At 30.1% G+C, this 17691-nt stretch carries 21 protein-coding genes; 20 read left to right on the top strand and 1 reads right to left on the bottom strand.

Features of this window, described 5'->3' with window-relative positions; genetic code table 11:
• Nucleotides 1-179 precede the first annotated feature (179 nt).
• The 19 genes from B3J31_RS13530 to B3J31_RS13440 all read left to right on the top strand — a co-directional run bounded on the left by B3J31_RS13530 (nt 180) and on the right by B3J31_RS13440 (nt 15625).
• A complete protein-coding gene (locus B3J31_RS13530) occupies nt 180-554 on the top strand; it encodes an ATP synthase subunit I (RefSeq protein WP_035135386.1) in 375 nt (124 codons plus the stop codon).
• Between the two features lie 4 nt (nt 555-558).
• The gene (locus B3J31_RS13525) at nt 559-1239 is read left to right on the top strand and encodes a F0F1 ATP synthase subunit A (RefSeq protein WP_150844160.1); all 681 of its coding nucleotides are present in this window, start codon (nt 559-561) and stop codon (nt 1237-1239) included.
• 83 nt (nt 1240-1322) lie between these two features.
• Nucleotides 1323-1571 (top strand): ATP synthase F0 subunit C, encoded by a 249-nt coding sequence (gene atpE, locus B3J31_RS13520; RefSeq protein ID WP_035135390.1) that lies wholly within the window; start codon nt 1323-1325, stop codon nt 1569-1571.
• Between the two features lie 130 nt (nt 1572-1701).
• Nucleotides 1702-2181 carry a F0F1 ATP synthase subunit B gene (locus tag B3J31_RS13515; protein WP_035135392.1) on the top strand — a complete coding sequence of 160 codons (480 nt, stop codon included), beginning with the start codon at nt 1702-1704 and terminating at the stop codon, nt 2179-2181.
• A 2-nt stretch (nt 2182-2183) separates the two neighbouring features.
• Nucleotides 2184-3227, top strand: a complete 1044-nt coding sequence (locus B3J31_RS13510; RefSeq protein WP_150844161.1) for a F0F1 ATP synthase subunit delta — start codon at nt 2184-2186, stop codon at nt 3225-3227.
• A gap of 38 nt (nt 3228-3265) precedes the next feature.
• Nucleotides 3266-4780, top strand: coding sequence for a F0F1 ATP synthase subunit alpha (atpA, locus tag B3J31_RS13505; protein ID WP_150844162.1), 1515 nt, complete (start codon nt 3266-3268; stop codon nt 4778-4780).
• A gap of 32 nt (nt 4781-4812) precedes the next feature.
• Nucleotides 4813-5676, top strand: a complete 864-nt coding sequence (gene atpG / locus B3J31_RS13500) for an ATP synthase F1 subunit gamma (protein WP_150844163.1) — start codon at nt 4813-4815, stop codon at nt 5674-5676.
• A gap of 92 nt (nt 5677-5768) precedes the next feature.
• Nucleotides 5769-7160, top strand: a complete 1392-nt coding sequence (gene atpD / locus B3J31_RS13495) for a F0F1 ATP synthase subunit beta (protein WP_150844164.1) — start codon at nt 5769-5771, stop codon at nt 7158-7160.
• 23 nt (nt 7161-7183) lie between these two features.
• Nucleotides 7184-7450 (top strand): hypothetical protein, encoded by a 267-nt coding sequence (locus B3J31_RS13490; protein ID WP_346874122.1) that lies wholly within the window; start codon nt 7184-7186, stop codon nt 7448-7450.
• Nucleotides 7451-7652: 202 nt separating this feature from the next.
• Entirely contained in the window at nt 7653-7997 is a 345-nt protein-coding gene (locus tag B3J31_RS13485; RefSeq protein ID WP_346874121.1) for a PadR family transcriptional regulator, read from the top strand.
• Complete coding sequence (locus B3J31_RS13480; protein ID WP_346874120.1) at nt 7987-8634, top strand: permease prefix domain 1-containing protein; 648 nt, start codon at nt 7987-7989, stop codon at nt 8632-8634. Before B3J31_RS13485 ends, B3J31_RS13480 begins: the two co-directional genes overlap by 11 nt.
• Before the next feature lie 14 nt (nt 8635-8648).
• Complete coding sequence (locus tag B3J31_RS13475) at nt 8649-9182, top strand: hypothetical protein (RefSeq protein WP_346874119.1); 534 nt, start codon at nt 8649-8651, stop codon at nt 9180-9182.
• A gap of 96 nt (nt 9183-9278) precedes the next feature.
• Nucleotides 9279-9806 (top strand): hypothetical protein, encoded by a 528-nt coding sequence (locus B3J31_RS13470; RefSeq protein WP_346874118.1) that lies wholly within the window; start codon nt 9279-9281, stop codon nt 9804-9806.
• A gap of 238 nt (nt 9807-10044) precedes the next feature.
• Complete coding sequence (locus B3J31_RS13465) at nt 10045-10749, top strand: hypothetical protein (protein ID WP_346874117.1); 705 nt, start codon at nt 10045-10047, stop codon at nt 10747-10749.
• 28 nt (nt 10750-10777) lie between these two features.
• The gene (gene murA / locus B3J31_RS13460; RefSeq protein WP_346874116.1) at nt 10778-12031 is read left to right on the top strand and encodes a UDP-N-acetylglucosamine 1-carboxyvinyltransferase; all 1254 of its coding nucleotides are present in this window, start codon (nt 10778-10780) and stop codon (nt 12029-12031) included.
• Between the two features lie 146 nt (nt 12032-12177).
• On the top strand, nt 12178-13287 hold the full coding sequence (gene spoIID, locus B3J31_RS13455) for a stage II sporulation protein D (RefSeq protein WP_346874115.1): 1110 nt from the start codon (nt 12178-12180) through the stop codon (nt 13285-13287).
• A gap of 138 nt (nt 13288-13425) precedes the next feature.
• The gene (locus B3J31_RS13450; protein WP_346867093.1) at nt 13426-14118 is read left to right on the top strand and encodes a M23 family metallopeptidase; all 693 of its coding nucleotides are present in this window, start codon (nt 13426-13428) and stop codon (nt 14116-14118) included.
• Nucleotides 14119-14239: 121 nt separating this feature from the next.
• Nucleotides 14240-14494: a sporulation transcriptional regulator SpoIIID gene (gene spoIIID / locus B3J31_RS13445; RefSeq protein ID WP_035135408.1), complete on the top strand. Its 255-nt coding sequence runs from the start codon at nt 14240-14242 to the stop codon at nt 14492-14494.
• A 96-nt stretch (nt 14495-14590) separates the two neighbouring features.
• The gene (locus tag B3J31_RS13440; RefSeq protein WP_150844173.1) at nt 14591-15625 is read left to right on the top strand and encodes a rod shape-determining protein MreB; all 1035 of its coding nucleotides are present in this window, start codon (nt 14591-14593) and stop codon (nt 15623-15625) included.
• 330 nt (nt 15626-15955) lie between these two features.
• Here the strand turns inward: B3J31_RS13440 and yyaC are convergent, their stop codons facing one another.
• The gene (gene yyaC / locus B3J31_RS13435) at nt 15956-16486 is read right to left on the bottom strand and encodes a spore protease YyaC (RefSeq protein WP_150844174.1); all 531 of its coding nucleotides are present in this window, start codon (nt 16484-16486) and stop codon (nt 15956-15958) included.
• 97 nt (nt 16487-16583) lie between these two features.
• On the opposite strand from yyaC, the gene B3J31_RS13430 reads away from it, so the two are divergent.
• Entirely contained in the window at nt 16584-17234 is a 651-nt protein-coding gene (locus tag B3J31_RS13430; RefSeq protein WP_346867094.1) for a hypothetical protein, read from the top strand.
• Nucleotides 17235-17691: the final 457 nt, after the last annotated feature.

The raw sequence follows: 17691 nt of genomic DNA, 5'->3' as shown, positions 1-17691 counted from the left end.
AAATAATCCTTTTATTGTAAAACCTCAAAAAATGTAGCAAAGCAGAGAGAACTTGTACTATTATTGATTATTTACTTCTTTAGAACAAATTTGACCTAATTTGGTGGAAATTTAGGTTTTAGAAGATTTGAACCTAGATGTATAATATCATATATGCAAAAGCGAGGTGGTCCAATCCAATGAATAAAGAGTGCTCAGAGGTTATTAAGCTTGTTGGCTTATTTGATTCTATTATAGGAATTATAGTTTCATTAATTTTAATGTTATTCTTTAACTGGATATCTTGGTTTTTTTTATTGGGGATAATTTGTAGTTTTGTGAATTTTATTATTAACTCACTGACAACTGAAATGATTATTATGAAGGATAAGAGATTTAAAGGTTTATTAATACTTTTATCTTATATAGTTAGAATAGGACTTGTTTGTGGAATATCTCTCGCTATAATTAAGAAAAGTGAGGTGAGCTTTTTTATTTTTATTGCAGGATATACGGCTCAGCTATTAGCTATATTATGTTATGGTTTTAGCTTGAAAAGCCAGAAAGGAGTATGATGTTATGGAAGAAATGGCACCTTTGTTTGCAATTAATCTCTTTGGATATAAATATGAAGTTATGTCAAGTGTTTTTATACAATGGGTATTTATTGCATTAGCATTGGTTTTATCCATTCTATATAGTAGAAAGGTTAAAAAAGTTCCAGGTAAGGTACAAAGTATTGTAGAAGTTGGAATAGAATTTTTATCTAATGTAGTTAAAGATAACATGGGACCAGGTTCAAGTCCTTTTATTCCTTACATAGGATCCTTAGGAATTTATTTATTTTTATTAAATATGGTAGGGTTATTTGGAATAAAGCCTCCTACATCAGATTTTAGTGTAAGCTTAGGAATTGCACTTACTACTTTTTTTGTAATTCAAGGGCATACTATTAAAAAGTTAGGTCTTTGGGGTTACTTTAAAGGATATGCATCTCCTGTACCATTATTGTTACCAATAAATATAATGGAGAGAATTATGCTTCCAATATCATTAAGTCTAAGACTTTTTGGAAATATCTTTGCAGCAACAATGATCATGGAACTTCTATACGGAGCTCTTACAGGATTAAATTTTATTGCAGCAATAGGATTACCTATACCGTTCCATTTCTATTTTGATATATTTGATGGAACTATACAAATGATTATTTTTGTAATGTTAACAATGATTAATATTAAGATTACAGCAGAACATTAAAAACTAAATTTAACTAAATAAAAATTATTAATAGTAAATTACTATAAATATAAAAAATATTTATTTTTGAGGAGGAATTATAAATGGATTCAGCAGCTTTTATAGCAGGAATGTCAGCATTAGGAGCAGGTATAGCAGCACTTGCAGTTATTGGTGGAGGATTAGGAACAGGAAATGCTACTGGTAAAGCAGTAGAGAGTATAGCAAAACAACCAGAGGCTAGTAGTAAAATAATGAGTGCTTTAATAGTAGGGGGAGCTTTATCAGAGGCCACAGCTATATATGGATTTTTACTTGGATTATTATTAATATTATTCGGAGTAAAAGGTTAATATCTTAGTAAAAATATTGAGAAGGAGGGTATAGTTCCATATCTTAATTAGTTGCATTTTGAAGAAGATATAGTAGGTAGTGTAGTATATATTTGTAATTAAATTAAGAGGATGATGTGGAACGTAGCTTATGAATATTGATTGGAGTATTATAGTACCATCAACCATCAATTTCTTTATATTTTATTTAATACTAAGAAAATTTGTGTTTAATAAGACTTTAGCAGTTATCAATACTAGAAAAGAAGAAGTGGAAAGTGCTTTCAAAAAGGCTAGGGATGAAGAAGAAAGAGCGAAGTTATTAAAACAAAAGTATGATGAAGATGTTAAAAGATATAGAAATGATGGCTTGAAGTTAGTAGAGAGTTATAAGCAAAAAGCTGATAAAGTCTATGCTGAGATAGTTGAAGACTCACAAAGAGAAGTAGCTAACATAAAAGAACGAGCTACTAAAGAAATAAAAAGGGAAAGAGAAAAAGCTAGTAAAGAAATTAAGCAAGAAATTATTGATTTATCCATGAAACTTGCTGAGAAAACTTTAGAGAAAGAAATTAATGAAGAAAGTCACAGAGAGTTAATTGATAAATTTATAGCTAAGGTAGGTATTTAAAAATGTATGAATTTTTAGATAGGCGGTATGCTCTAGCTCTTTATGAAATGTGTAAAGAAGCAGGTAATGTAGAAACTGTTTTGGAAGAACTAGGTGAAGTAGTTGAGGAAATGGATAATAATGAAGGACTTATAAAGATTATCAGAAATCCTCAAATTAATAAGCACAATAAGAAGAGAATATTTGAGGAATTATTTAAGGGTAAGATCGAGGATGAACTTTTAAGTTTTTTATTATTACTTATTGATAAAGGAAGAATACTTTATCTGAGAGAAAAGTATAATCAGTTTAAATTAGTATACCTTAAAAATAATAATACCGTTGTAGCTAAAATTAAGTCTGTAATTCCATTAAATCATAATGAACGAGAAACTATTAAAAGTAAGTTGGAAAAACGTTATGAAAAGACAGTAATAATAGAGGAAGAAATAGATAAATCTCTATTAGGCGGAATGTTAATCTCTGTAGGAGATGAAACCATAGATGGAACTATTAAGACTAAACTTATGGATCTTAAAAATATATCAGAAGGTAACATAGGTAGATATAACTTTAGTGAGCTTAATAAAGAATTATTAGCAGATATTATAACTAATAAACCTCTAAATGAAGAAGAAATAAAAAAATTAAGAGGTTGGTTAATGGATTTCTATAGTAGAGAAATTGTCATAAATAATATAGTAGATGAGTCTTACAAAGATGATATCAAAGTTATTATAGGTGAAGATGTAACTACTAAAGCTACAATTGATGAGATAGTTAATAGTGAAAAATGTAAGATTGGTAAGGCTAAATCTCAAGAGTGTATTATAGATTTAGATGAAAAAGGTAAAATTCTTAATGCCACAGTTAGGACTGTAATTCCACTAACTGATGAAGAGAGAATTAAGTTAACTAAAGGACTTGAGAAGTTCTATAGTAGAAAAATAGTAATCCATGAAGAAATAGATGAGAGTATAGTTGGTGGAGTATTAGTTAAAATAGGAAATGATATTACTGATGGAACAGTAAAAAGTAAGCTTAGATATGTTAGAGATGACATGTAATACAGGCTTTAAATCGTGGTGAGAATAGAGGTGGAATCATGCATATTAAACCAGGTGAGATAACATCTATTATAAAAAGAGAATTAGATAGATATGAAAGTCACATTAACACTATAGATTCTGGTACTATAATCCAAATTGGAGATGGTATAGCTAGAATATATGGATTAGATAATTGTTTAGAAGGAGAGCTATTAGAATTTCCTAATAACGTATATGGAATTGCCCTTAACTTAGAGCAAGACAATGTTGGATGCGTATTATTAGGTTCTGAAGAAGGTATCAGAGAAGGCGATATAGTAAAAAGAACGGGTAGAGTAGTAGAAGTACCTGTTGGTGAAGCTCTTATAGGAAGAGTTGTAGATTCTCTAGGAAATCCTATCGATGGTAACGGAATGATAGTAACTTCAGAATATAGAGCTGTAGAAGTAGAAGCACCAGGAGTTATAGAGAGACAATCAGTAAAAAGCCCTATGCAAACAGGTATAAAGGCTATAGACTCTATGATTCCAATTGGAAAAGGTCAAAGAGAGTTAATTGTAGGAGACAGACAGACTGGAAAAAGTGCATTAGCAATAGATGCTATCATAAATCAGAAGGGTAAAAATGTAACTTGTGTTTATGTAGCTATAGGTCAAAAACAGTCAACTGTTGCTAATATAGTTAATACACTAAAGGCTGAAGGGGCTATGGACTATACAATAGTTGTAGCTGCAACGGCATCACAATCTGCATCTCTTCAATATTTAGCACCTTTCTCAGGATGTTCAATGGCTGAGTATTTTATGTATAAAGGTGGAGATGCACTTATAGTATATGATGATTTGTCTAAGCATGCTGTTGCTTATAGAACTATGTCATTATTACTTCGTAGACCACCAGGAAGAGAAGCTTATCCAGGAGATGTATTCTATCTTCACTCAAGACTTTTAGAGAGAGCTGCAAAACTTTCTGATGACTTAGGAGGAGGATCATTAACTGCTCTTCCAATAATAGAAACTTTAGCAGGAGATGTTACAGCATATATTCCTACAAATGTAATATCTATAACAGATGGTCAAATTTTCTTAGAATCTGACTTATTCCATGCAGGTCAAAGACCAGCGGTAAATGCAGGTATATCAGTATCTAGGGTTGGAGGAAATGCACAAATTAAAGCTATGAAACAAGTATCATCAACCCTTAGAATAGAACTTGCTCAATATAGAGAACTTGTGAACTTTACTCAATTTGGATCAGATTTAGACAAGGAAACTGTTAAGAGGCTTGAAAAGGGTAAAAGGCTAATAGAAATATTAAAGCAGGGACAATATGCTCCTATGGATGTAGAAAAGCAAATAATAATAATATATTGCGGAGTGAATGATTTCTTAAGTGATATTCCAGTTCATAAGGTTAAAGCTTTTGAAAAGGAATTTTTAGAATATATAGGTACTCATTATAGAGACATCCCAAGTTCTATAAAAGAAAAACAAGAATTAGATTCAGAAATAAAAGAAAGACTTAATATGGCCATAACTGAATTTAAAAAAGTATTTTTAACTGAAATTTAGAGATATCACCTAAATTTTTAGGAGGTGAAAATATGGGCGTTGCAGGATTAGTTATTTTAAAAAAGAGAATAAAATCTATAGAGAATACAAAAAAGCTTACTAAGGCTATGGCTTTAGTAGCAACATCTAAACTAAAAAAGGTAAGGGTATCCTTATATACAAATGACACGTATTTTAAAAGCTATAGAGAAGTTATGAATGAAGTAATTCCATCACTGCCAAAAGAAAATAGATATATGCAATCCAATGGAAGTAAAAAGAAATTAATCATTGTTATAACTTCAGATATGGGAATGTGCGGTGCCTATAATAATAATGTTATAGATAAGCTTAAAGAAATAACTAAAGGCCATGAAGAGGATTATTTAATAGCAGTTATTGGTGAAAAAGGTAAAAACTTAGCTAAGAGACATAGGATTAAGACATTAGATAAATATAATCAAACTATCTCTGATGTGCCTACAGCTACTGAAGCTAAGAGTATCTTTGAGTATAGCTTCAATATGTTTAGTGAAGAAAAAGTAGGAGAAGTAAGTATACTTTATACTTGGTTTAAAAATCCAATAGTAAAAGAACCAAAAGAGTGTAGATTATTGCCTCTTACTTTTGAAGAAAGCGAAGAAGACCATATTGGTGAAGATGAATTTGATATAGAAGGCGACAAAGAAGAGATTATAGAGTCAATAGTACCATCCTATTGTAATGCAATGATACTTAATGCAATGATAAATTCTAAGGCTTCAGAACAGGGAAATAGAATGGAGACAATGAATAGTGCGACTCAAAATGCAGATGAATTAATAGCTTCTTTAAGGTTAAAATATAATAGGGTTAGACAAGGGGCTATCACTCAAGAGATTTCAGAAATTATTGGTGGAGCTCAAGCACAAAGTTAATAAGCCATTATATCGTAACCTATATAAAAAGTATAGATAGGAGGAGTTATATTTAACTTATATATTAATATAGTTAGATGTAGCGAATTAATATGGCACAACGTATTGGTAAAGTAGTTCAAATTATTGGACCAGTAATAGATATAAAATTTGATACAGACTCATTGCCTAACATTTATAATGCTATCCAAATTAAGATGGATGGTAGAGTTATAGTTGCTGAGGTTGAACAACATATAGGTGATGATATAGTTAGAACTATATCTATGGAATCAACAGAAGGACTTAAACGTGGAGTTAAGGCTATAGATACAGGAAGACCTATTGAAGTGCCTGTAGGAGAACAGGTACTTGGAAGACTATTTAATGTATTAGGTCAAACTAAAGATGGAAAAGGTCCTCTTGATACTAATAATTATTATACAATTCATAGACCAGCTCCAAGCTTTGCTGAGCAATCTGTGGAACCAGAAATGTTTGAAACTGGTATAAAGGTTATAGATTTAATAGCACCATATCAAAAGGGTGGAAAGATAGGACTTTTTGGTGGTGCAGGAGTTGGTAAAACTGTACTTATACAAGAATTAATCAACAATATAGCTAGAGAACATGGTGGATTATCAGTATTCACTGGTGTAGGAGAGCGTACAAGAGAAGGAAATGACTTATACAATGAGATGCTAGATTCAGGGGTTATAAATAAGACAGCTTTAGTATTTGGACAAATGAATGAGTCACCAGGAGCTAGAATGAGAGTTGCACTTACAGGACTTACTATGTCTGAATACTTCAGAGATAAAGGTCAAGATGTATTATTATTTATAGATAATATATTTAGATTTACTCAGGCAGGTTCAGAGGTTTCTGCATTATTAGGTAGAATACCAAGTGCTGTAGGATACCAACCAACCCTAGCAACAGAGATGGGAGCATTACAAGAACGTATAACATCTACTAACAGTGGATCAATTACTTCTGTTCAAGCAGTATATGTTCCTGCTGATGACCTTACTGACCCAGCACCGGCAACAACATTTAGCCATCTTGATGCAACTACAGTTCTATCTAGAGCTATAGTAGAGCTTGGAATATATCCTGCGGTTGATCCATTAGAATCAAGCTCAAGAGTACTAGATCCTAGAATCGTTGGTGAGGAACATTATGAAATAGCTACTCAAGTAAAGTATATTCTTGAAAGGTATAAAGAACTTCAAGATATTATAGCTATATTAGGTGTAGATGAATTATCAGATGAAGATAAAGTTCTTGTTAATAGAGCAAGAAGAGTTCAAAGATTTTTATCTCAACCTTTTACAGTAGGAGAGCAATTCACTGGTTTAAAAGGTAGATATGTTCCTATAAAAGAAACAATAAGAGGATTCAAGGAAATATTAGAAGGTAAACATGATCATTTACCAGAGTCAGCATTCTTATTTGCAGGAACAATAGATGATGTTATAGAGAAAGCTAAGACTTTGGGTTAATATTATTTTGGATGTGATAAAATATGAAAAAGGTCTTTAAGCTTACAATAATTACTCCAGAGAGTGAGTTTTTTAAAGGAGATGCAGTCTCTTTAAACTGTGAAACTACAGAAGGCAGACTAGGAATTCTTCCAGATCATTCTGCTATAATTGCAGGACTTATACCAACAATAACAACCTTTGAAGATGCAGATGGAAAGAAGTACAAAGTTAATACTTCTGACGGAGTACTAAAGGTAAGAAAAAATAATGTTAGTATTCTCTGTACTATAGCACAGTGGGTAGAATAAATTTCGGTACCATATATTTCAAATATTTATATAAACTAAAAGGAGCACATTAAATGATTTTCATATCATTTAATGTGCTCCTTTTAAATGTATAGGAATAAAATCCGATAAAATAATAAAAATATTTCGAGAATAGTATTGCTATATATAGTAATACTACATATAATAATATTATACATATTAAGTAAAAGGAGGGGTGTGATTGGAAATAGATAAAGAGTTATTAAAAGGGTTTATAGACATTTTAATTTTATCTATTATTAAAGGTAATGATTATATTTATGGATATAACATAATGAAACTAGTTAATATAGCTGCTAAGGATAACTTTGAACTTCAAACAGGAACTTTATATATAGCTTTAAAACGATTAGAAAAACAAAACTTTATCACATCTAAAGTAATAGAAGGAGATAATGGAATCAAAAGAAGGCATTATTTAATTACAAAAGAGGGTGAAGTTCAACTTAATAAATTGAATGGAGATTTTAATAAGATAACAGAGCTTATTTTAAAGTTTAGAGAGGGGGCAGTTAATGTTGAATAATCTAAGTATTAATTTAAAGAGGAAAATAAATAGATACTTAAGAAAGCTCTTTAGTTCAGCTTTTGAAGATACATTAGAAGTTAAAGAATTAAAGGAAGAATTAAAAAGTTACATTATAACTGAAGTTAGTGACTTAGTGGAATCAGGCAAATCAGAGGAAGAGGCCTTTGAAATAGCTAAGAATAATATAGGGAATAATTCTGACTTTGAGGAAGGAATATCAGGTATATTTAATAATACTAAATATTTATTTATCCTTAAATCTAGTTATGTATGTGTGCTTATATATATAATTATTCAATTACTTGTGAGACTAAAAGTTATAGGTCTTATAGATATATCAAATTATAACATTAGAATCATATCTAAATTTAGTTTTATAGTATTTATAATAGGAACTATAATATTTTTTATATGGACCTTTATGAATTTTATTTTTACAAGTCGTACTATTAAGTTTAAGATTCAAGCTATTGTTATAAATATTTTAAATATCTTCATCAGTATGTTATGGGTCATGGCTTCTAAAGGGATAGTCAATGTTTTTAGAGTAGAAAAAAGTTATTATATAGCATTATTTTTAGATATGATATTGTATTTTTTTATATATTCAAAGAAAGTATTTAAATTTAAGTAAATATAGGGGGTATTATGAAAAGTAAATCACTAAACATTTTTATTATCACATTTTTAGTAATATCAACATTAGTTTTATCAGGATGTAATTCAAAAGAGGATAAGGCAGAAGATACAATAAGAGGATTTATTGAGAAGCATTATGTAGCAGATGAAGAAGAGGTAAAAGCATATGGCGAATATGTTAAAAATGGTTATGGAATAGGAGATAAGTTAACAAAAGCTGATAAAGAATTTGCTGAATATTTATCTGAAAAAGGATTTGAGGTATATAGGACAGATGGATATATTTTTTATAGATTTAAGTTACTCTATGAAAAAAATTGCACGGCAGAAATAAAGGATTTAGAAATAACAGAAAAAGAAAAGTCAGAAGACATGAGACGGTTTAATGTTAAGTTCAATTGGATTATAAAAAATGATAAAGGGGAGATAGTAAAGGAACATAAAGTAGACAAAGATATGTATCTCTCAAAGGAAAATGGACAGTGGCTCATAAATGGATATAATAGATTTGAAATATTATATGATAACTTTAATATGGGTTAGTATACTGAAAATATATTATGAAATATGAAATTTTTTCATTAAAGTATTTTATATCTTTGTTATAATTAAAAATTTTATTTATTTTGGAGGGAAATCATGAAAAGTAAATTACTAAACATTTTCATTATCACATTTTTAGTAATATCAACATTAGTTTTAACAGGATGTAATTCAAAAGAGGATAAGGCAGAAGATACAATAAGAGGATTTATTGAGAAGCATTATGTTGTAGATGGAAAAGATATAGAGATGTATCATGAATATGTAACCAAAGGTTCTGTACCTGGAGATAAGTTATCTGAAGATACAAAAGAATTTGCTGAATATATGACAGAAGAAGGATATAATGACTACGAAGCGAGTTTAATTTTTTCATACAGATTAAGACAACCCTACCTTAAAAAGTGTACTGTAGAAGTAGAGAATATAAATATAAAAGAAAAAGAAAAATCCGATGATATGAGACGTTTCAATATTTCTTTTGATTGGATTATAAAGAATGATAAAGAGGAAACTGTAAAAAAACATGAAGTAGATAAGGATATATATCTTTCTGAGGAACAAGGTAATTGGCTAATAAATCAGAATAACTTATTTGAAATCTTAGATGAAAAAGACTTTTAATTTATAATTTAAAAATAGAAATAAAAAGATAATTTATGTGATTTCATAAATTATCTTTTTATTTTATACATTATGATAAAAAGTAATTTATTTATGAACACATTTTAAAAGTTGCTATATATTATTAGTATAAATAAAAATATAACTGATTACATTATATGTAAATATGAATAAAAAAAGTAAAAAGGTTAATGATTTAATATAGGTGGATTTATTCTTATATTAAGGTGGGATATGTATGAAGTTATATAGTAAGTTATTAATTGTGGTGATGTTCACATTAAGCATATTAATTATAAGGGATAAAACCTTTTATGGGAAGAGTGAAGAGGATATGTTTAGTGGAATATTAAATAGTGTAAATGCTTCTACTGAGGAATATGTAGTGGAGGGCAGGTTTTATAGTCAAGAAAGTAAAGAAAATATATATGAAACTATAACATCTAATATAGAAAAGACTATGGGACAAGTTTACCAAGAAGTTAATAAGGACTTAAGTTTTAAAATAGATTATAACCATGAAGAATATGATGGAAGGATTTCAATAGCTGATTATGGTAAAGGATATGATGTTGTACTAAGAATTTCTATTTGTAAACCTAATTTAGATATTGATGAAGAAAAAACTGTAGAAAAGAAAATTAAAGAAATTTTATCCCCAATTAGTAGTAAGGTGGAATACTCGCTATATGTAAAAAGTAAAATCTTAAACGGCACAATAGATGAAACAAGAGATGTGATTTTAAAGCAATTATATTTAAATAAAGCACAAAATATTGATGAAGTAGAAATAAGTAATGGATATAGTATTATAAGCAATACAAATTTATACGATAAAGAAATAATACTAGGTGAGGAGATAGATTTTAACTGTGCTATAGTTAGATATTCCTCAGGATGCTATTTAATAATGGGGACACCTGTAATCAGGATAACATACTAAGAAATAGCATTTTAAATGGAGGATTAACATGAGTAAATTTTATATAAATGGAAACCGTAGATTAAAAGGGAGTGTAAACATAAGTTCAGCCAAGAATGCTGTATTACCAATACTAGTGTCCACTATACTAACAGATAGTGTATCAACCATCAATGGATCACCTATGCTAGAAGATGTATTTGTACTATGTGAGGTATTAAGATCTCTTTCAGCAGAGGTTAATATAGATAGAGATAATAATAAAATTGATATTAATACAAAAAACTTGAAATATGAAGGTATAGATAATGACTTAGTAAGAAAAATGAGAGCATCTTTCCTAGTTATAGGTGCTATGGTAGCTAGATTTGGAAAGGCAAAAATTTCTCTGCCTGGAGGATGTAAAATAGGATCTAGACCTATAGATTTGCATTTGAAGGGACTAAAAGCTTTAGGAGCAACAATTAAAGAGGAACACGGATATGTTGAAGTAGTTGCAGAACAATTAGAGGGTAATACAGTTTATTTAGACTTCCCATCTGTGGGAGCCACAGAGAACTTGATGATGGCTGCAACTCTTGCTAAAGGAGATACTTTTATAGAGAATGCAGCTAAGGAACCTGAGATAGTAGACTTAGCAAATTTTTTAAATAAAATGGGAGCTAAGATTCAAGGTGCAGGAAGTGGTAAGATATGCATAACAGGAGTAAAAAGATTAGAAGGAGTTTCGTATACACCTATATTTGATAGGATTGAAGCAGGAACATTTATAATAGCAGCACCCATTACAAAAAGTAAAATTACAATAGAAGGTGTGGATGAAGAACATCTCAAGTCAGTGATAGTTAAATTACGTGAAATGGGTGTTAAGATTGATGTATTCGGAAATAAAATTTTTGTAGATGGAGATGTAGAATTAAAACCCACAGATATTATGACTATGCCTCATCCAGGATTTCCAACAGATATGCAATCACAAATGATGACATTATTAAGTATTACCCCTGGAAGAAGCAGTGTGACAGAAACTATATTTGAAAATAGGTTTATGCAGGTGGCAGAGTTAAGAAGGATGGGCGCTAATATTAATGTTAACGGAAGAATTGCGACAATAGAAGGTGTTAAAGAGCTTACAGGAGCTGAAGTAGTAGCACCAGATCTTCGAGCAGGAGCAGGACTGGTTTTGGCAGGTTTATGTGCTAAGGGTGAGACTATAGTAGATCACATATACCATATAGATAGAGGATATGTAACAATAGAGGATAAACTCAATGCTCTAGGCGCAGAAATAACTAGAATATAATTATACTTTATATAGCTCAGCTTTTAATTTAAGGCTGGGCATTTTTATATTTACAAAATTATAAGCATATTACCATAAATATAATAATAAATATAACTAAGTCTGTCTAGTATAGGAGAGAAGTTTATTTATTAGGAGGAAGAAAAGTGAAGTACTATGGGAGGATTAAAATAAATATTAATTATGATAAAGCTATAGTTATTATTAAACCAATATTGATGGTGGCTATTTATTCAGCAGTTTTACTAGGATTTTTAATATTATCCTATAAATTGATATTAGGTGAAGGAGGTAATATAGGTAAAAAAGGAAATGACTCATCACAGGCTATAGAAGTGATGCAATCTAAAAATAAAGGTGAGAAATCAAATAAGGGCAATTCCTTTAAGATAGATGTAGATACAATAAAGGTTTATTTGACAAAGGAAAATAGAATTATAGAGGTGCCTTTAGAAGAATATATTAAGGGAGTAGTATGTAGTGAGATGCCATTAAACTTTAATAAAGAGGCTTTGAAGGCACAAGCTATAGCAGCAAGGACATACACCTTAGCTCATACAAAAGCTATATCAAGTGGATGTGCCAACGGAAGAGGAGCAGATTTGTGTGATACTGTTCATTGTCAGGTATATACACCCAAAGAAGTAAAAATAGCTCAGTTGGGTATAAGTGGAGAAAATAAATGGAAACTAGTTGAAGATGTGGTGAATGAGACTAGAGGGCAGGTATTAACATATAATAATGAATTAGTATTGGGGGCTTATTACTTCTCTACAAGTAGTGGAAAAACTGAAAATGTTGAAGATGTATTTTCTACAGCACTACCTTATCTTAGAAGTGTTGATAGCTTAGGTGAAGATATTGCACCAAGATATAAAAGTACGGAAACTATAGACATAAACAGATTTGCCCATGTGGTTAATAGCAGTTATAGTAATGCAAATTTATCACCTGCTAATCTAGAGGATCATATTAAAATAAATAATTACACAGATGGTGGGTCAGTGAAAGAAATAACCCTTGGCAATGTTACTATAACAGGGGTTAAATTTAGACAGTTGTTTGGATTGAATTCCGCTAACTTCTCTTTAGAGTTTTTAAATAATCAAATTGTTATAAATTGTAATGGCTTTGGTCATGGAGTAGGTATGAGTCAGTGGGGAGCTAATGTAATGGCTAGTCAAGGCAAGAGTTGTGAAGAGATTTTAAAACATTATTATACAGGTATTGAAATAAAAAATATCAATGAAAATTAGGAAGAAGTAGGGCTTTTGCCCTATTTTTTTAGTTTTTAGCAAAAAAAATATGAAAAAGATGAGATAAATAAGAAAAAATTTTTCTTATAGTGTATTAATTTCCCAATAAACGTCCACAATACTGATGGAGGTGTTTTTATGAACAATAAACTTAATAAAGTGAAGCAATTTTTCAAAAAAGAAGGCTTCTATGTAATTTTATTTGTTTGTCTATGTGCTGTTGCTACAGTTGCAGCTGTAACAGCTGGAAGAAATAACAATAAGAATTCTGAAGAAGATAAAGTAGCATTAGAACAAACAGAAAAAGAAGTTGTAACTCAACCAGAAAAACCTGAGAATGCACTACAAGTTAAAGAGGAGCTTGAGCCAGTACCAACAGTTAAGAATGATGATACTGCAGCAGTTTCATCTCAAACTAAAGTTAGTTTTAAAAATCCAGTAGAGGGTACTTTAGGTAGAGCATATTCTGAAGATCCAGTATATTGGGCAACAACTAAGAGTTATAAAAATCACTTAGCTATGGATGTTAAAGCTGCAGAAGGTTCAGCAGTTGTAGCAGTAAGTGCTGGAGTGGTTAAAAAAGTAGATGCAAATACAGAAGGTACCTATGTAGAAATAGACCATCAAAATGGACTAACTACAATATATGGAAACCTTAAAGAACAGGTTCTAGTTAAAGCTGGAGATAAAGTTACAGCTGGTCAAGAAATAGGAGCTGTAGGTAAAACTACAAACCTTGCATATGAGGAATATGGAGATTATCTTCACTTCCAAGTATTACAAGATGGAAAAGAAATAGACCCAGCTAAATATGTTAGTTATAAGAAATAACTAAAATAGAATTAATATTCTTGCTAGCTTTTAAACTTTAAAGTAAAAGGCTAGCAAGAATGTAATTTAAATAAGGAAGTTAGCATATTTATAATTATAGAAGGGTTAAGGAGGTAACGCTTTGAAAGACTATATAGAAGATAGAGTACTAGAAGTAGCAAAATATATAATAGAATCCGAGGCTACAATAAGAAAAACAGCATCGGTATTTGGTGTAAGTAAAAGTACAATTCATAAGGATATGACTGAGAGATTACCTAAAATAAATGCTCAAATAGCAGAAGAAGCAAAAAACATCTTAGATCTAAATAAAGCTGAAAGACACATTAGAGGTGGAAAAGCTACTAAAATGAAATATAAAACAATTGAAGGTTAGGTAGAATAGTAATATAATAGGTGTATATTGTTTTAGTAAATATTGTATAGTATTTCAATAAGAAGAAAATACTAGAGAGCAGGAGTGAATTTTAAGATGTTTTTTTTCGGTGTAGGAACAGATATGGGAATAGACCTAGGTACGGCTACAGTACTGGTTTACACAAAGGGTAAGGGTATAATACTAAAAGAACCTTCAGTTGTAGCAATAGACAAAAGTGCCAATAAGGTCTTAGCAGTAGGTGAAGAAGCTAGAAAAATGATAGGTAGGACGCCAGGAAATATTGTTGCAATTCGTCCACTTAGAGATGGGGTAATATCAGATTATGATGTTACAGAAAAAATGTTAGAGCACTTTATAAAAAAAGCTTGCGGTAAGAGAAAGATGTCAACACCAAGAGTTGTAATGTGCGTACCATGTGAGGCTACTGAAGTAGAAAGAAGAGCTGTTGAGGATGCGGCAAGAAATGCAGGAGCTAAAAAGGTTTTATTAATTGAAGAACCTTTGGCAGCGGCTATAGGAGCAGGGTTAGACATAACTAAAGCTAGTGGGAATATGGTTATTGACATAGGTGGAGGTACCACGGATATAGCAGTAATTTCTCTAGGAGGAATGGTTGTAAGAGAGTCTATTAAAGTTGCTGGAGACGATTTTGATGATGCTATAATTCGTTACATAAGGAAAAAGCATAAATTAATGATTGGAGAAAGAACAGCAGAAGAACTTAAAATAAACATTGGATGCGCATATCCTAAAGATGAGGACATGAAGGCAGAGATAAGAGGAAGAGATCTTATAACTGGACTACCTAAAAATATCACAGTTTGTTCTAGTGAGATGGAAGAGGCATTAAAAGAAGCCGTTACTTCCATAGCTGAATGTGCACATTCTGTACTAGAAAAAACACCACCTGAACTGGCTGCAGATATAGCTGATAAAGGTATAATAATGACTGGTGGAGGAGCTTTATTAGATGGATTAGACAAACTCATTGAAAAAGTTACTAATGTACCAGTATATGTAGCAGAAGATTCAGTATCTTGTGTAGCTGTTGGAACAGGAAAGATGCTTGACTATGTAGATAAGTTAGACGATTCGTTTACAGGATATAATGTTTCAATAAATAGTTAAGATGTACAAGTTAGAATATTAAACCTATATTTTAAATTATGTAAATAAGTTTATATGATGTCCAACAATAGAAGTTAAAAATAAAGGTTATATAAATATAAAGATGTGATTTAATATACCTACTATGCAAAAAAGATATTTGCATAGTAGGTATATTTTATTTTGTATCATTTCTAGTTGTTGTAGGGAACTCATTTTCTACGAAAGGAGAGTTAATAAAAACTATAATTCTATCTTGGAAAATAAGGGCTGTTAAAAAGATTTTAATAGTATAAATAGTTAAATAAGTCCATGTACTGTATATAATATCTAGGTGATAATCCTTTGTTATTAATCACATAATGAGCTGAGGTAATACCCATGAACAAGTCCTTGAGCTATTACTTTAGAGATTTCCAAGATTAGATTTAATCGTATATTTCTACTTGTAAAGGGTTCATCAATATCGCTAGAATCGACAATACCTATTATTGATATATCACCTACAGGGGAAAGAGATTTACCAACACCTTTTCCAGGATTAATGGGGTAATCTCGAACTTGTATCTCGCCAATTTTATTAGGAGGACCAAGACAAGCATCGATACCAATAATTTTAGAGTCTGGATGTTTTAATTTTATATCCGATAGTTTACTATCTAAATTTAATGCGTGTATAGGATTAGCTATAGTTCCATAGACTGGCAATGGGAAAAATTTTTCTTCTAACATGCTACCAATAAGAGGACCTAAGCAGTCTCCAATGCATCTATCAGTTCCTATACAAACAATAATTGTGTTTGCATTTAATTCATCTTTTAAAAAGTTGGATAAGGTATAATAACCTAATGAATCTTTGTAATGAATCTTAACTTTGCTCACAGAAACACCTCCATATGAATTTATATGAAGCAACTTGGGTATAAATTCTAAAAAATATGGAATAATTTAGATAGTTTTTATTTAAGGAGGATATGTTATGAATAGAAAGGGATATTCTGTGACCATAATTCTATATACAATAGTAAATATAATAGCGTTAGTGAGCTTTAATATAAGTAATGAAAACTTAGATTACAAAGAGGAAAATAAGGTTATAGCTAAAAGCAGTGAGAAAGCTGAAAATTATAATAAAGAAATTACTACTGGTATAGAAAAGGAGAATATGGATGCAAATACTTCACGGGATTTAATTAAAAATAATGGGGTTAATGAAACTATTGTATCAGATGAAGAATTAAAAAAAAGAAGAATTCAAGCTAATAGAGAAAGGCAAAATCAGCTAAATCAAATTTATAAGAGTGATAATGAAATAGTTAAAATTGATGAAATCGAGTTTGATAAATATAATAAGCAGGTCAAGGAAAAGAACAAAGTAATGAAGGTACCACCAGAAGAATTAATAGATGAGTTAACAATTTCAGAGAAGGCAAAGATAATAGGTATATGTAAAGATTTGAATGAAGAAGACTATTCAGAGATAAATGAATTCCTTACTTATAATAATGAACGATTAGCTGTATTAAGAACTCTCAATGTAATAGAGCGTAAGGTGAATGAAGAGCAAATAGAAGAATTAAAGAAGATATTTTCTAAATATATAGATATGGACAAAGTAGAAGGAAATTAATTATATAAATAACTATTTAAATATAAACTTATACTTATAGTTCTCTAGGAAAATAGATATCTAGTTTCCTAGAGAACTATTAAAATAGAGAACTATAAAAATAGAGAACTATAAAAATAGTTGTTCTGTTCATGCGGGTTTCAGGTATTATCATGTAAGAAATAAATTAAATATATTGAAATAATAGTTTATTATTAATACTTTTAATTAGTATAATGATTTAAATTTAAGTGACGAAATGCCTAAAATAAAGAATTTATGATTAATTGAGAAAAAAACAATGAAATTTTTATAAAAATATTAAAAAAAGGGGTTGAAAAAAAATCAATATAATTGTATACTAAGTCTTGTCAGTTTAGTGACATTTTTATTTATGTAAAAGATTGGAAATTAGCTCAGGTCAAGCTACTGTGAAAATCTAGTTATATTAAAAATATGGAGGAGTTCCCGAGTGGCC

The sequence above is a fragment of the Clostridium sp. UBA5988 genome, from assembly GCF_002435615.1.
Taxonomy (GTDB): Bacteria; Bacillota; Clostridia; order Clostridiales; family Clostridiaceae; genus Clostridium_J; species Clostridium_J sulfidigenes.
This window is presented reverse-complemented; position numbering and strand designations above follow the sequence as displayed.

Excerpts from the sequence above, each read along its gene's own strand:
- B3J31_RS13530 (WP_035135386.1), top strand. The coding sequence starts at position 180 with ATGAATAAAGAGTGCTCAGAGGTTATTAAGCTTGTTGGCTTATTTGAT.
- B3J31_RS13525 (WP_150844160.1), top strand. The coding sequence starts at position 559 with ATGGAAGAAATGGCACCTTTGTTTGCAATTAATCTCTTTGGATATAAA.
- atpE (WP_035135390.1), top strand. The coding sequence starts at position 1,323 with ATGGATTCAGCAGCTTTTATAGCAGGAATGTCAGCATTAGGAGCAGGT.
- B3J31_RS13515 (WP_035135392.1), top strand. The coding sequence starts at position 1,702 with ATGAATATTGATTGGAGTATTATAGTACCATCAACCATCAATTTCTTT.
- B3J31_RS13510 (WP_150844161.1), top strand. The coding sequence starts at position 2,184 with ATGTATGAATTTTTAGATAGGCGGTATGCTCTAGCTCTTTATGAAATG.
- atpA (WP_150844162.1), top strand. The coding sequence starts at position 3,266 with ATGCATATTAAACCAGGTGAGATAACATCTATTATAAAAAGAGAATTA.
- atpG (WP_150844163.1), top strand. The coding sequence starts at position 4,813 with ATGGGCGTTGCAGGATTAGTTATTTTAAAAAAGAGAATAAAATCTATA.
- atpD (WP_150844164.1), top strand. The coding sequence starts at position 5,769 with ATGGCACAACGTATTGGTAAAGTAGTTCAAATTATTGGACCAGTAATA.
- B3J31_RS13490 (WP_346874122.1), top strand. The coding sequence starts at position 7,184 with ATGAAAAAGGTCTTTAAGCTTACAATAATTACTCCAGAGAGTGAGTTT.
- B3J31_RS13480 (WP_346874120.1), top strand. The coding sequence starts at position 7,987 with ATGTTGAATAATCTAAGTATTAATTTAAAGAGGAAAATAAATAGATAC.
- B3J31_RS13475 (WP_346874119.1), top strand. The coding sequence starts at position 8,649 with ATGAAAAGTAAATCACTAAACATTTTTATTATCACATTTTTAGTAATA.
- B3J31_RS13470 (WP_346874118.1), top strand. The coding sequence starts at position 9,279 with ATGAAAAGTAAATTACTAAACATTTTCATTATCACATTTTTAGTAATA.
- B3J31_RS13465 (WP_346874117.1), top strand. The coding sequence starts at position 10,045 with ATGAAGTTATATAGTAAGTTATTAATTGTGGTGATGTTCACATTAAGC.
- murA (WP_346874116.1), top strand. The coding sequence starts at position 10,778 with ATGAGTAAATTTTATATAAATGGAAACCGTAGATTAAAAGGGAGTGTA.
- B3J31_RS13450 (WP_346867093.1), top strand. The coding sequence starts at position 13,426 with ATGAACAATAAACTTAATAAAGTGAAGCAATTTTTCAAAAAAGAAGGC.
- B3J31_RS13440 (WP_150844173.1), top strand. The coding sequence starts at position 14,591 with ATGTTTTTTTTCGGTGTAGGAACAGATATGGGAATAGACCTAGGTACG.
- B3J31_RS13430 (WP_346867094.1), top strand. The coding sequence starts at position 16,584 with ATGAATAGAAAGGGATATTCTGTGACCATAATTCTATATACAATAGTA.